We start from the raw sequence: 13,127 nt of genomic DNA, 5'->3' as shown, positions 1-13,127 counted from the left end.
ATGCCGGCGACCCGACGCCAGTTCCTGGGGCTGACCGCCGCCGCGGGGCTCGCACTGGTCACCAGCTGCTCCGGCCGGGAGCCCTCGGCCGCAGGTCCCTCCTCCGCGGGGGCCCTGCGGCTCACGGCCGCACCGATGCGGCTGGACCTGGCCGGGCACCCCGTCCCGACCTGGGGCTACGGCACCGTCCCCGGCCCGGAGCTCCGCCTCCGGGCCGGGGACGTGCTCCGGGTGCAGCTGGAGAACGAGCTGCCCGAGGACACCACCGTCCACTGGCACGGCCTGGCGCCCCCGAACGCCATGGACGGCGTCCCGCGGATCACCCAGGACCCGGTGGCTCCCGGCGCCGGCTTCAGCTACGAGTTCGAGACGCCGATCCCCGGCTCGTTCATGTACCACGCGCACGTGGGCATGCAGCTGGACCGCGGGCTGTACGGGCCGCTGATCGTGGAACCGCGGACCGAGGAGCTGGCCTACGACCGCGAGTACACGCTGATGCTCGACGACTGGCGGGACGGGATGGACGACCACGCCGGGCACGACGCCGGCTCCGGGAGCGACGACGCCGGCTCGGGGGACCCCGACCCTGCGGACGCCGTCTCCTTCGGCGGCCGCTCCTACCCGCTGCTCCTGGTCAACGGCCGTCCACCCGACGACCCGCCGGTCCTGGAGGCGAGGCCGGGTGACCGGCTGCGGCTGCGGGTCATGAACATCGCCGCCGACACCGGCTTCCGGTTCGCCATCGCCGGTCACCGGCTCACGGTCACGCACTCCGACGGCATGCCGGTCGAGCCGGTCACGGTCGACGCGCTGCGGCTGGGCATGGGCGAGCGGTACGACGTCCTCGTCGACGCGGCGCAGCCCGGTGGCGTCTGGCAGGTCGGCGTGCGTCCGGAGGGCCGCGACGGGTGGGGCCGGGCGGTGCTGCGCTACACCGGCAGCGACGCCTCGAGCGCGCCCGCGGTCGCCGAGCGGCCGGCGGAGCTGGATGGGCAGCTGGTCAGGTACGAGGACCTGCTCGCGCGGGAGCCGCTCGACCTGCCGTCGGGCAGCCCGGACCGCGTGTACGACCTCACGCTCACCGGGACGCAGATCGGCGGGCAGAGCTACCCGGACGCCGACCCGCTCCCCGTGGCAGAGGGTGAGTGGGTGCGCTTCACCATGCGCAACACGAGCGCGAAGTGGCACCCGATGCACCTGCACGGCCACCACTTCCAGGTGCTGACGCCGTCCGGCCGCGGGCCGGTGAAGGACACCGTGGCCGTCCCCGCCCGGGGTGGCGAGGTGACCTTCGACTTCCTGGCGACCAACCCGGGCCGGTGGCTGTTCCACTGCCACAACCACCACCACATGGAGGACGGCATGCTCCGGCTCGTGGAGTACGGCCGGGGCTGACCCCCGTTCGATGACTTCCGCGCCTCCCGCAGGTCACAACCCCGACGACCACGGGGACGGGAGACGCATGGGCAAGCTCATCTACGGGATGATCACCTCGCTCGACGGCTACGCCGAGGCCGCCGAGGGCGACCTCGGGTGGGGAGCGGCCGACGACGAGGAGGTGCACAGCTTCATCGGCGACACCTTCCGGCACGTCGGCACGTACCTCTACGGCCGGCGCATGTACGAGACGATGGTGTTCTGGGAGACCGCGCACACCGAGCCCGGTGCGCCGCCGCACGTCGTGCAGTACGCGCGGGACTGGCAGGCCGCCGAGAAGGTCGTGCACTCCACGACGCTGGAGTCGGTGTCGAGCGAGCGGACCCGGATCGAGCGGACCTTCGACCCCGAGGCCGTCCGCCGGCTCAAGGAGGCGTCGGAGTCCGACCTGACCGTCGACGGCCCGACCCTGGCCGCCCAGGCGATCGCGGCCGGCCTGGTCGACGAGTACCACCTGTTCCTGACGAGCACCGTGGTCGGCGGCGGGAAGCGCTTCTTCCCCGACGGCGTGCGCCTCGAGCTCGACCTGGTGGAGCAGCGCGCCTTCGCCAGCGGGCTGATCCACGCCCGCTACCGACCCCGGTGAACGACGAAGGGCCAGGGCACCCCACCCCCGGGGTGCCCTGGCCCTTCGATCCGGTGGGCGATACTGGGTTCGAACCAGTGACCTCTTCGGTGTGAACGAAGCGCTCTACCACTGAGCCAATCGCCCGCTGCGGCCATCGACGACCGCGCACTGTGATTGTGCCAGAAGGTCACCGCCAGAGCGGCACCCACCCCGGCACCCAGTCGGGCACCCCGGTGAGGTGCAGGGTCACGACCAGGACGCCGTACACGAACGCGGCCGTGGCCGCCGCGATCAGCAGCCGCACCCAGACCGGCTGGGCCGTGACCCAGTCGGTCCAGCGCTTGACGTGCTCCTTGGTGAACTCGAGCAGCCGCTCGGCCCAGGTGAACTCGGTGGCGAGGACGAACAGGCCGGCGATGACGGTCAGCCACCCCGGACCGGGCAGCGGGATCGTCGCGAGGCCCAGGGCCACGATCAGACCGCCGACGATCCCCACGGCGACGCGGTAGCCGTGGTTGACGCTGCGGCGCGCGGCCAGCCGGCGGCGCCACTTCGTGTCGGCCACGCGCTCGCGGAGGCTGCGCACCTCGTCGGCGTCGTAGCGAGCCCGCCGCTCGTCGCGGGTCTCCCGGTGCCCGTGCTCGGGGGGAGCCGCTGTCCCGTGCTCGCTCAGCTGGTCACCTGCCCGGTCGCCACCACCTCCGTCGGTTCCGACGGAGCTTCCCGACCGGCTTCGATGCTGATGCCGTAGGTGGCGAACCCGTCGAGGCCGGTCAGCCGGGACTCTACGGTTCGCAGCGCCATCTGTGACCCATCCACGTCGAAGGTGCCGAGAGCCTCCGGAGCGTCGCCACCCAGACCCCAGACCACGTAGGTCGAGTCGTCGGTGTCGTTGGCCGGGAGGCCCAGCGTGATCACCTGCAGCTCGCCGTCCCGGGCCACGACGGTGGCGACGGGGGCGCCCTCGTCGCCGAGCGGCGCGACCGTCGCGGAGGGGTCCAGCAACGCCTCGACGGCGTCCTGCTGCGCGGCCACCGTGGAGCTCAGCTCGGCGCGGTCCGAGCGCAGCACGACGTTCCAGACGCCCAGGCCGAGGACGGCGGCGACGGCAGCGGCCACGAGGCCGAGCGCCAGGGAACGGGGGCGGCGGCGGGGCGCCGGGACGAGGGGCGCAGGCGTGGCGCTCGCGGGAACGGCCGTCGGGCGCACGGCGGTCGGGGGCACGGCGGACGGAGGCATGCCAGGCACAGGCGTCGCTGCGGGCGCCGGGTCCACCTGCTCGGTGGCCGCCACGGCCTCCCGGATCCGCACGGCCAGGGCGTCGGAGGGCTCGACGGCCGGTAGGTCCGCGGCCAGTGCACCCATGACCTCGGTCGTCTCCGCGACCGTCGCCGTGCACCGGGTGCAGCCGGGCAGGTGCCGGGCGAAGACCGCCTCGTCCTCGGGCTCCAGCGCGCGCAACGCCCAGCCCACGGCGAGTTCGTCGAACCGCTGGTGGTCGGCGCTCATCGCTGCGTCTCCTCTGCCGGCCGGACCCCGCCGAGGGCTCCCGCCCCCGCCGGACCACCGAGCTCTTCGCGGAGCCGCCGCATCCCGGCCAGCATCCGGGTCTTCACCGTTCCCAGCGGGGTGCCGGTGAGCGCGGCGACCTCGCGCTGCGTGTAGCCGCCGTAGTACGCCAGCGTCAGGGCTTCGCGCTGCGGGTGGGACAGCGCGGCCATCGCCGTCCGGACCTGCTCGGCGACCACCCGGGACCAGGCGTCCTCCTCCACGTCGCGGGTGGCCGTGGGGGCGTCCAGCGCCATCTCGTCCTCCGCCTGCGCCTGCCTGCGCCGCTGGGACTCCTCACGCCGCACCGCGTCCACCGCCTTGTGGTGGACGACCGCGAGCAACCACGACGCCACGCTCCCCCGCGCCCGGTCGAACGCCGACGGGTCCCGCCACACGCTGAGGAACACCTCCTGGAGCACGTCCTCGGCGAGCGCGTCGTCGGCGAGGATCCGGCGGGCCAGGGCGAAGGCCGGTCGGCGGAACCGCGCGTAGAGGTCGTCGATCGCGCCGCGGTCGCCCGCGCGGATGCGGCGCATGACGTCGGCGTCCCCGGAGGCGTCGTCCGGACGCCGCACCGGGGAGGTCACGGCTCCCATGATCACACGTCCCGTTCGTGCACTGCTGCCACAGCGGTTCATTCCTGCGGGTGTTCGGGGTTCGCCGGCCCCCCGTCCGGGCATGGCAGGGGGCGACAAGCCCCGCCCGCGTGTGACGGGTGGGACGGATGTGAAGGAAGTGCAATGCCTCGTACCTTCGAGAACCGACGGTCGTTGACCTGACATGCGCAGCGGTTGGACCCCCGGGTACTCGTCCCCCATCACGCTCCAGCTGGTCGGTCCGCAGTCGTGGACCGAGGTACCGGCGTTGCTCTGCTACGACGCGGCCGACCCGTTCGCCGTCCGGATCGCCTTCGGCGACGTGGGCGACGAGAACGGCGTCGTCGACCCCGATGACGGCGGCATCGCCTGGCTGCTGAGCCGCGAGCTCCTGCAGGCCGGCCTCGAGGGCCCCGCCGGCGACGGCGACGTCCGGCTCTGGCCGGCCCACGCGGCGACCGACGTCCTGTTCCTCCATTTGCGCGCACCGTCGGGCGAGGCGCTGTTCGAGCTGTCGCGGGCGACCGTGGCCGCCTTCCTCCGGCAGACGGAGGCGCTCGTGCCGTCCGGCAGCGAGAGCGAGCTGCTGGACCTCGACGACGAGCTGCACGTGCTCCTCTCCAACGGCGGGGCGGACCCCTCGGGCCGTTGACCTGCGGTTTCGGTCTCCCGCCGGCCCCTGACGGGCCCGTGGAGACCCCCCTGCTTGGAGGGCTCAGGGCCGTCGGTTAGAGTTCTCCTCGCAACGCGGACGTGGCTCAGCTGGTAGAGCATCACCTTGCCAAGGTGAGGGTCGCGGGTTCGAATCCCGTCGTCCGCTCGGAACCTCGGGCGCTGGTCGAGAGACTGGCGCCCGCGTGCGGTGGAGTGGCCGAGAGGCGAGGCAACGGCCTGCAAAGCCGTCTACACGGGTTCAAATCCCGTCTCCACCTCGTCTCCTCTGCGGAGCACGAGCGCGGAGGAGGGTCCGGTCGCGAGGCCGGGACGGGCGATTGGCGCAGCGGTAGCGCGCTTCCCTGACACGGAAGAGGTCACTGGTTCGATCCCAGTATCGCCCACAGAGAAGAACCCCCAGGCCCTCGGCCTGGGGGTTCTCTCGTTCTCAGCGCCGGCGGCGGCGCGACCGCCACCACCGCAGGGCCAGCCACACCTCCACGGCGGCGACGACGGCGAACAGCCCAGGCACGAGCGGGTCGACGTCCGCGTCCACGAAGAAGGCCCCGAACGCAGTCCCCACGGTGATCAGGAGCAGACCCACCCACGTCCCGGTCTGCGCCCGCCGGACCTCGGGCGGCACGACCTCCCCTGCCGGGCGGGTCATCCCGCCACCGGGGCGACGTGCTCGGCCCAGAAGCCGGCGACCTGCCCGGCGAGCTGCTCGGAGCTGCCGCTGTTGTCGAGCACCACGTCGGCGACCGCGCGCCGCTGCTCGTCCGACGCCTGCGCCGCGATGCGGGCACGGGCGTCCTCCTCGGACATGCCGCGGCCCACGAGCCTGCGCACGCGGATCTCGGGGTCGGCCTCGACGACCAGCACGAGGTCGTAGGAGCCCGCCTGACCGGTCTCGACCAGCAGGGGGACGTCGTTGACCAGGACGGCGCCCTCGGGGGCCGCAGCGACGAGCTCAGCGGTCCGGGCGCGCACCAGCGGGTGCACGATGCCGTCGAGCCGGGCTCGGGCGGCGGGGTCGCTGAACACCACCGCGGCCAGCGCGGCCCGGTCGAGGGCACCGTCGGCGGTCAGGACGCCGTCGCCGAACGCCTCGACGACCTGCGCCAGGCCGGGCGTCCCGGGCTCCACCACCTCACGGGCGATGCGGTCGGCGTCCACGACGACGGCACCGCGCGCGGCCAGGAGGCCTGCGACGGTGCTCTTGCCCGATCCGATCCCGCCGGTCAGCCCGATCCGCAGCACGACCGGACAGTAGTTGCCCGCGCGGACGCCCTCGGGACGGGCCGAGGTCACGGCCGGGTAACAGCCGCCCCGCTCGTCCGGCGCGTCGCACCAGTCACACGCGTCACGCGCATAACGTCCGCCTCGGCGATCTTCCCCCGCCGAGAGAGGCAGAACCCGACATGTCCCGTACCACCGCTGACGCACCCACCGCGACGCGCGCCGCCCGCCGACAGGGCGCGGGCCGGCACCGCCTGGGCTCGGCCTCCGGGATCCGCTGCGCCGACATCCCCGCGGTCCGGGAGCGGATGGAGTTCCAGCGCCCCGCGACGCGGCGCCGCAGCTCGTTCGTGGAGTGGCTGTTCCAGGCCCCGCCGGCCGGTCGCCACACGTGGAGCTTCCTCGCCGGTTCCGGCGGCCGCCCCCGCACCGCGTTCGCGATCATCCTCAGCCTGTAGCCGGACGACGAGAGGCCCCACGGACGACGTCCGTGGGGCCTCTCTCGTGCCCGCGGAACGCCGGAGGCCCGGCACCCCCGAGGGGGTGCCGGGCCTCCGGACTCGTGGAGCTAGGTGCTCACTCGCCGCCGGCGAGCTTGGCCCGCAGCGCGGCCAGGGCCTCGTCGCTGGCCAGCGTGCCGCCGGAGACCTCGGCGCCGACCGACTCGGCGCCGTCGCTGGAGTAGTTGCCCCCAGCGGCGGCCTCGGCGTCGGCCTCCTTGGCCGCGGCGATCTGCTTGCGGTGCGCCTCGAAACGGGCCTGGGCCTCGGCGTACTGCCGCTCCCACTCCTCGCGCTGCGCGTCGAAGCCCTCGCGCCACTCGCCCGTGTCGGGGTCGAAGCCCTCCGGGTACAGGTAGTTGCCCTGCTCGTCGTAGGACGCGGCCATGCCGTAGGCGGCCGGGTCGAACTGGTCGTCCTCGCCGACGACGCCCTCGTTGGCCTGCTTGAGCGACAGCGAGATGCGACGGCGGTCGAGGTCGATGTCGATGACCTTGACGAGGATCTCGTCGCCGACCTGCACGACCTGCTCGGGGATCTCGACGTGGCGCTCGGCCAGCTCGGAGATGTGGACCAGGCCCTCGATGCCCTCGTCGACGCGCACGAACGCACCGAACGGGACGAGCTTGGTGACCTTGCCCGGGACGACCTGACCGATCTGGTGCGTGCGCGCGAACTGACGCCACGGGTCCTCCTGCGTCGCCTTCAGCGACAGGGAGACCCGCTCGCGGTCGAGGTCGACGTCGAGGACCTCGACGGTGACCTCCTGGCCCACCTCGACGACCTCGGACGGGTGGTCGATGTGCTTCCAGGACAGCTCGGAGACGTGCACCAGGCCGTCGACGCCGCCGAGGTCCACGAACGCACCGAAGTTGACGATCGAGGAGACGACGCCCGTGCGGACCTGGCCCTTGGCGAGCTTGTTGAGGAACTCGCTGCGCACCTCGGACTGGGTCTGCTCCAGCCACTGGCGACGGGAGAGCACGACGTTGTTGCGGTTCTTGTCGAGCTCGATGATCTTCGCCTCGAGCTCGCGGCCCACGTAGGGCTGCAGGTCGCGCACGCGGCGCATCTCGACCAGCGAGGCGGGGAGGAACCCGCGCAGGCCGATGTCGAGGATGAGGCCACCCTTGACGACCTCGATGACGGTGCCGGTGACGACCTCGTCGGCTTCCTTCTTGGCCTCGATCGTGCCCCAGGCGCGCTCGTACTGCGCGCGCTTCTTGGACAGGATCAGACGCCCTTCCTTGTCCTCCTTCTGGAGAACCAGGGCTTCCACCTCGTCGCCGACCTTGACGACCTCGTTCGGGTCGACGTCGTGCTTGATGGAGAGTTCGCGCGAGGGGATGACGCCCTCGGTCTTGTAGCCGATGTCCAGCAGCACCTCGTCCCGGTCGACCTTGACGATGACGCCCTCGACGATGTCGCCATCGTTGAAGTACTTGATCGTCTGGTCGATCGCCGCGAGGAAGTCCTCGGCGGAGCCGATGTCGTTGACGGCGACCTGGGGGGTGCTGGAAGGACGGACCTGGGTGGAGGTCATGTGGTTGGTTGCTCCGGACGGTTTATGCGTAGGGACAGGACGACCCTCGGCCGTTCGGCCGTGGGGATGATCAGCGGGGAGAACCGGCGCGGGCCTTCCCTGTGGGGAAGAGCACGACAGACCTCTGGCGCATTCCCCATGGTACGGACGCGCGCACGCCCGGGTCCACCTGGGTTCCGGTCCGCGATCGGCCGCCGCGGCGTGTCACCATCGGCGCGTCATGGACCGCCCTTCCCCCCTCCCCCTCGCCGACGACGGCTACCCGGCGGCAGGCGGCGTCGCCCGCCGGTCCGCGGGCAGTGAGGAGTCGACGCGGGCCAACCGCCGCTGGTGGGACGCCGCCGCGCCCGCGTACCTGGCCGAGCACGGCTCCGACCTCGGGGACGCCGACTTCCTGTGGTGCCCGGAAGGGTTGCGGGAGGCCGACGCGCACCTGCTCGGGGACGTCGCCGGCCGCCGCGTGCTGGAGATCGGCTGCGGATCGGCGCCGTGCTCGCGCTGGCTGCGCTCGGCCGGTGCCGACGTCGTGGCTCTCGACCTCTCGGCGGGGATGCTCGCGCGGGCCGCCGAGCTGAACCGGTCGACCGGCATCGCGGTGCCGCTGCTGCAGGCGGACGCCGGGGCCCTCCCGCTCGCCGACGGGGCCGTGGACCTCGCCTGCTCCGCGTTCGGCGGCCTGCCGTTCGTGGCCGACGTCGAGGGGGCGCTGGCGGAGGTCGCCCGCGTGCTGCGGCCCGGCGGGCGCTTCGTCGCGTCGGTCAACCACCCGATGCGCTGGCCCTTCCCGGACTCCCCCGACCCCGAGGACCTGCGCATCGTTTCCTCGTACTTCGACCGCACGCCGTACGTCGAGACCGACGGCGCCGGCCGGGCGGTCTACGTGGAGCACCACCGCACCGTGGGCGACTGGGTGCGCGCGGTGGTCGGTGCCGGCCTGGTGCTGGAGGACCTCGTCGAGCCCGAGTGGACGCCGGGGCGCACGCAGCACTGGGGCCAGTGGTCCCCCGAACGAGGCGCCCTGGTGCCGGGCACGCTGGTCCTGGTGACGAGGAAGCCGCGGTGACCGGGAGCGCGCGCGGTCCTGTCGCAGCGGTCACGGCACCGCGGCACAGCGGCGGCTGAGCCGACCGACGTCCGCGAGAACCCGTCGAGGACCCTCTCCGTGATCCCCGAGAGGCCCTGGGTGGGCGGTGATCCCGTCGGCCGTGCTCGCCATCGCGTCGGTGCGGGCCGGAGACCGATCACGTCCTAGTGGGCCGCGGCGTCCCAGCTCTCGCCGAAGCCCACGGAGACCTCCAGGGCGACCGACAGCTCCGCCGCGCCGGCCATCTCGCGCCGGACGAGGGCCTCGAGCGCCTCTCGCTCCCCCGCGGCCACCTCGAGGACCAGCTCGTCGTGGACCTGGAGCAGCATCCGCGAGCGGAGCCCCTCGGCGGCGATCGCCTTCTCGACGTTCAGCATGGCCACCTTGATGACGTCGGCGGCGGAGCCCTGGATGGGCGCGTTGAGCGCCATCCGCTCGGCCATCTCGCGCCGCTGGCGGTTGTCGCTGGTGAGGTCGGGGAGGTACCGACGGCGGCCGAGGGTCGTCTCGGTGTAGCCGGTGAGCCGGGCCTCCTCGACGACGGTGTCGAGGTAGTCGCGGATCCCGCCGAAGCGCTCGAAGTAGGCGTGCATCTGGCCGCGCGCCTCCTCCGGGGTGATCCGCAGCTGCTGCGACAGGCCGTAGGCCGAGAGCCCGTAGGCCAGGCCGTAGCTCATCGCCTTGATGCGGCGGCGCATCTCCGGGTCGACGTCCTCGATCGGGATGTCGTAGGCCCGGGACGCGACGAAGGAGTGCAGGTCCTCCCCCGACGTGAACGCCTCGATCAGGCCCTCGTCGCCGGAGAGGTGCGCCATGATCCGCATCTCGATCTGGCTGTAGTCGGCCGTCATCAGGGACTCGTAGCCCTGGCCGACGACGAACGCCTGCCGGATGCGACGGCCCTCGGCGGTGCGGATCGGGATGTTCTGCAGGTTCGGGTCGGTGGACGACAGCCGGCCGGTGGCGGCGATCGTCTGCTGGTACGTGGTGTGGATGCGCCCGGCGTCGTCGACCATCGGGATGAGCCCGTCGATGACGGTGCGCAGCCGGGTGACGTCGCGGTGCCGCAGCAGGTGCTCGAGGAACGGGTGGCCGGTGGTGGCCAGCAGCGACGTGAGGGCCTCGGCGTCGGTCGTGTAGCCGGTCTTGTTCTTCTTGGTCTTGGGCAGACCCAGCTCGTCGAAGAGCACCGCCTGCAGCTGCTTCGGCGAGCCGAGGTTCACCTCGCGGCCGATCACCGCGTAGCACTCGGCGGCCGCGGCGGCGACGCCGTCGGCGAACTCCTTCTGCAGGTCGTGCAGGAAGTCGAGGTCGGCGGCGATCCCGCGGTGCTCCATCGCCGCGAGCACACGGGTCAGCGGCAGCTCGATGCCGCCCAGCAGCGCGTCCCCGCCCCGCTGGCCGAGCACCGACTCCAGCGCGTCGGACAGGTCGTTGACGGCGACCGCCTTGAGGACGTCGGCGTGCGCCGCCTCGCGGGCGACGTCGTCCTCGGTGGGCCCGAGCCCGTCCAGGGTGAGCTGGCCCTCGGGTTCGGCGGCGTCCTTGAGCTCCCGCTTCAGGTAGCGGACGGAGAGGTCTCCGAGGTCGAACGACCGCTGGCCGGGGTTGGCCAGGTAGGCGGCGAGCGCGGTGTCGCTGACCAGGCCCTCCAGCTCCCAGCCCCGGGACCAGACCGCCAGCAGCGGGCCCTTGACCTCGTGCGCCACCTTGGGCGCCGACGGGTCGGCCAGCCAGGCGGCCAGCGCCTGCTCGTCGGCGGTGTCGAGGTCGGGGCCCAGGTCGACGAAGGTGGCACGGTCGTTGGCGGCGGCCAGGCCCAGCCCGGTCAGCTCGCCGGTGCCCCGCCCCCAGGTGCCGCGGAAGATCAGGCCGGTGCGGCCGCTGCGGGCGTTCGCGTCCAGCCACGCCCCCAGGCCCCCGGGCTCCAGCTCGTCCTCGGCGACGTCGAAGCCGCCCTCGACCTCCGGCTCGGCGCTGGTCAGGGTGGCGAAGAGGCGGTCGCGCAGCACCCGGAACTGCAGGTTGTCGAAGAGCGTGTGCACCTCGTTGCGGTCCCACGGCTGGACGCCGAGGTCGGCCGGACCGAGGTCGAGGGGGACGGCGCGGTCGAGCTCGGTGAGCCGCCGGTTCTGCAGCACCGAGGACAGGTGCTCGCGCAGCTTCTCGCCGACCTTTCCCTTCACCGTGTCGACCTGGTCGACCAGCGCGTCGAGCGAGCCGTACTCCCGCACCCACTTGGCGGCCGTCTTCTCGCCGACGCTCGGGATGCTGGGGAGGTTGTCGCTCGGGTCGCCCCGCAGGGCCGCGAAGTCGGGGTACTGGACCGGGCTCAGGCCGTACTTGGTCTCGACCTCCTCCGGCGTGAAACGGGTCATGTCCGAGACGCCCTTGCGCGGGTACAGCACGGTGACGTGCTCGTTGACCAGCTGCAGGGCGTCGCGGTCACCGGTCGCGATCAGCACGTCCATGCCCTGCTCCACGGCCTGCACCGTCAGCGTCGCGATGACGTCGTCGGCCTCGTACCCCTCGGCGGTGATCACCGGGACGTGCAACGCGGCGAGCACCTCCTGGACCAGGCTCACCTGCCCGCGGAAGTCGGTCGGGCTCTCGGACCTGTTCGCCTTGTACTCGGCGTAGATCTCGCTGCGGAAGGTCTTCCGCCCGACGTCGAAGGCGACCGCGAGGTGGCTGGGCTTCTCGTCGCGCAGGATGTTGATCAGCATCGAGGTGAAGCCGTAGACCGCGTTGGTCGGCTGGCCGGTGGTCGTGGAGAAGTTCTCGACCGGCAGGGCGAAGAAGGCGCGGTAGGCCAGCGAGTGGCCGTCGAGGAGGAGCAGGCGCGGGCGTTCGCCAGTGCTCGACGGGACGGCGGGCGCGGAGGTGGAGACCGGTGCGGACATCGGGGCCGATCCTAGGTGGGGGGTCGGACTGATTACCGTGCCTTCCGTGACCACAGCTCGCCCGGACTGGATCCCCGCCGACAAGCTCAGCCCGCTCGACGACAAGCTGGGCATCCGGATCACCGACTACAACCCCGACCGGATGGTCGCGACCATGCCGGTCGAGGGCAACGAGCAGCCCTTCGGCCTGCTGCACGGCGGCGCCAGCTGCGCCCTCATGGAGACGATCGGCTCGTGGGCCGGCGCGATCCACGCCGGCCCGGACAAGCAGGTGGTCGGCATCGAGCTGAACGCCAGCTACCTGCGCGGGGCGACGTCCGGCGTCGTCACCGCGGTCTGCACCCCGGTCCGCCGCGGTCGGACGCTCTCGACGTTCCTCATCGAGATCACCGACGACCAGGGCCGGCCCACCGCCACCGGCCGGCTCACGACCCTGACGAAGGACTGAGCACTCAGGCGGTGAGGCCGCGCGGGACCGGCCGTCGCCGGGCGGCCGGCCGACGCGGCGACGGCAGGGGCACCCCACCGCGCTGCCACGACGCCAGCGACCTGACGAGCGAGTCGACCGCCACGACCCGGCGGGTGGTGAGCGGCGCGAAGCCCATGCGGGCGAAGAAGCGCTGCCGCTCCGCCTCGTGGCCGCCTGCGGCGGCGACCACGTACGCCGCGCCGTTCTCCCGCGCGTAGGCCGCGGCTGCCTCCAGCAGGACGGCGCCGGCACCCCGCCGCCGGTGCTCGCGGTGGACGACGAAGGTGTCCACCGTGACCTGCGGGTTGCCGAGCACGAGGGACAGCGGGTCGAGCCCCAGCACCGCGAGGCCGACGGGGACCTCGGCGCCGGACGCGCCGTCCGCCGCGTAGGGCCCGGGGAGGACGGCGAGGACGACGCGGTGACCCGGGTCCTCGAGCAGCCGGCGGAAGCCGGAGGCGGCGGCGTTCAGCGAGGTGTGGCCGGTGAGGACGTCCTCGGCGTGCGCGTCGGCGCGGTGCTGGCGGACGAGGGCCAGGACGGCGGGCAGGTCACCCGCACGAGCCGTACGCGTGACCACGCG

14 protein-coding genes and 4 tRNA genes are annotated in these 13,127 nt (G+C 72.9%); 9 read left to right on the top strand and 9 right to left on the bottom strand.

The window, feature by feature from the left end; all coding sequences use genetic code 11:
* A complete protein-coding gene (locus DCS98_RS18410; RefSeq protein WP_116452841.1) occupies nucleotides 1–1,395 on the top strand; it encodes a multicopper oxidase family protein in 1,395 nt (464 codons plus the stop codon).
* A 67-nt stretch (nucleotides 1,396–1,462) separates the two neighbouring features.
* Nucleotides 1,463–2,023 carry a dihydrofolate reductase family protein gene (locus tag DCS98_RS18405; protein ID WP_116452840.1) on the top strand — a complete coding sequence of 187 codons (561 nt, stop codon included), beginning with the start codon at nucleotides 1,463–1,465 and terminating at the stop codon, nucleotides 2,021–2,023.
* A 54-nt stretch (nucleotides 2,024–2,077) separates the two neighbouring features.
* Here DCS98_RS18405 and DCS98_RS18400 read toward each other — a convergent pair.
* The 4 genes from DCS98_RS18400 to DCS98_RS18385 form a co-directional block, all read right to left on the bottom strand.
* Nucleotides 2,078–2,149, bottom strand: a tRNA-Val gene (locus DCS98_RS18400).
* A gap of 43 nt (nucleotides 2,150–2,192) precedes the next feature.
* Nucleotides 2,193–2,570: a TIGR02611 family protein gene (locus DCS98_RS18395; RefSeq protein ID WP_116452922.1), complete on the bottom strand. Its 378-nt coding sequence runs from the start codon at nucleotides 2,568–2,570 to the stop codon at nucleotides 2,193–2,195.
* Nucleotides 2,571–2,674: 104 nt separating this feature from the next.
* Nucleotides 2,675–3,514 (bottom strand): anti-sigma factor, encoded by an 840-nt coding sequence (locus DCS98_RS18390; RefSeq protein WP_116452839.1) that lies wholly within the window; start codon nucleotides 3,512–3,514, stop codon nucleotides 2,675–2,677.
* Nucleotides 3,511–4,152: a sigma-70 family RNA polymerase sigma factor gene (locus tag DCS98_RS18385; RefSeq protein WP_241038317.1), complete on the bottom strand. Its 642-nt coding sequence runs from the start codon at nucleotides 4,150–4,152 to the stop codon at nucleotides 3,511–3,513. Before DCS98_RS18385 ends, DCS98_RS18390 begins: the two co-directional genes overlap by 4 nt.
* A gap of 184 nt (nucleotides 4,153–4,336) precedes the next feature.
* Here DCS98_RS18385 and DCS98_RS18380 point away from each other — a divergent pair, with 184 nt between their 5' ends.
* From DCS98_RS18380 to DCS98_RS18365, 4 genes are all read left to right on the top strand, one after another.
* Nucleotides 4,337–4,804, top strand: coding sequence for an SsgA family sporulation/cell division regulator (locus DCS98_RS18380; protein ID WP_116452837.1), 468 nt, complete (start codon nucleotides 4,337–4,339; stop codon nucleotides 4,802–4,804).
* 95 nt (nucleotides 4,805–4,899) lie between these two features.
* Nucleotides 4,900–4,972: transfer RNA gene (locus DCS98_RS18375), tRNA-Gly, on the top strand.
* 41 nt (nucleotides 4,973–5,013) lie between these two features.
* A tRNA-Cys gene (locus DCS98_RS18370) sits at nucleotides 5,014–5,084 on the top strand.
* 54 nt (nucleotides 5,085–5,138) lie between these two features.
* Nucleotides 5,139–5,210: transfer RNA gene (locus tag DCS98_RS18365), tRNA-Val, on the top strand.
* Between the two features lie 44 nt (nucleotides 5,211–5,254).
* On the opposite strand, the gene DCS98_RS18360 is transcribed toward DCS98_RS18365, so the two are convergent.
* Entirely contained in the window at nucleotides 5,255–5,473 is a 219-nt protein-coding gene (locus tag DCS98_RS18360) for a hypothetical protein (RefSeq protein ID WP_206340334.1), read from the bottom strand.
* On the bottom strand, nucleotides 5,470–6,066 hold the full coding sequence (gene coaE / locus DCS98_RS18355; protein WP_116452920.1) for a dephospho-CoA kinase: 597 nt from the start codon (nucleotides 6,064–6,066) through the stop codon (nucleotides 5,470–5,472). The genes DCS98_RS18360 and coaE overlap by 4 nt, the downstream gene beginning before the upstream one ends.
* Before the next feature lie 161 nt (nucleotides 6,067–6,227).
* On the opposite strand from coaE, the gene DCS98_RS18350 reads away from it, so the two are divergent.
* Nucleotides 6,228–6,503: a hypothetical protein gene (locus DCS98_RS18350; RefSeq protein ID WP_116452836.1), complete on the top strand. Its 276-nt coding sequence runs from the start codon at nucleotides 6,228–6,230 to the stop codon at nucleotides 6,501–6,503.
* Between the two features lie 118 nt (nucleotides 6,504–6,621).
* Here the strand turns inward: DCS98_RS18350 and rpsA are convergent, their stop codons facing one another.
* Nucleotides 6,622–8,088 carry a 30S ribosomal protein S1 gene (gene rpsA, locus DCS98_RS18345; protein WP_116452835.1) on the bottom strand — a complete coding sequence of 489 codons (1,467 nt, stop codon included), beginning with the start codon at nucleotides 8,086–8,088 and terminating at the stop codon, nucleotides 6,622–6,624.
* 220 nt (nucleotides 8,089–8,308) lie between these two features.
* Here rpsA and DCS98_RS18340 point away from each other — a divergent pair, with 220 nt between their 5' ends.
* Complete coding sequence (locus tag DCS98_RS18340; protein WP_116452834.1) at nucleotides 8,309–9,151, top strand: class I SAM-dependent methyltransferase; 843 nt, start codon at nucleotides 8,309–8,311, stop codon at nucleotides 9,149–9,151.
* A gap of 185 nt (nucleotides 9,152–9,336) precedes the next feature.
* On the opposite strand, the gene polA is transcribed toward DCS98_RS18340, so the two are convergent.
* A complete protein-coding gene (polA, locus tag DCS98_RS18335; protein WP_116452833.1) occupies nucleotides 9,337–12,075 on the bottom strand; it encodes a DNA polymerase I in 2,739 nt (912 codons plus the stop codon).
* 46 nt (nucleotides 12,076–12,121) lie between these two features.
* On the opposite strand from polA, the gene DCS98_RS18330 reads away from it, so the two are divergent.
* Nucleotides 12,122–12,523, top strand: a complete 402-nt coding sequence (locus tag DCS98_RS18330) for a PaaI family thioesterase (protein WP_116452832.1) — start codon at nucleotides 12,122–12,124, stop codon at nucleotides 12,521–12,523.
* A gap of 4 nt (nucleotides 12,524–12,527) precedes the next feature.
* Here DCS98_RS18330 and DCS98_RS18325 read toward each other — a convergent pair whose 3' ends face one another.
* Nucleotides 12,528–13,124 (bottom strand): GNAT family N-acetyltransferase, encoded by a 597-nt coding sequence (locus DCS98_RS18325; protein ID WP_164704649.1) that lies wholly within the window; start codon nucleotides 13,122–13,124, stop codon nucleotides 12,528–12,530.
* Nucleotides 13,125–13,127: the final 3 nt, after the last annotated feature.

This window comes from Blastococcus litoris, assembly GCF_003075095.1.
In the GTDB taxonomy this organism is placed as follows: Bacteria; Actinomycetota; Actinomycetes; order Mycobacteriales; family Geodermatophilaceae; genus Blastococcus_B; species Blastococcus_B litoris.
The sequence above is the reverse complement of the archived record's forward strand: the minus strand, read 5'-3'. Positions and strand labels throughout refer to the sequence as shown.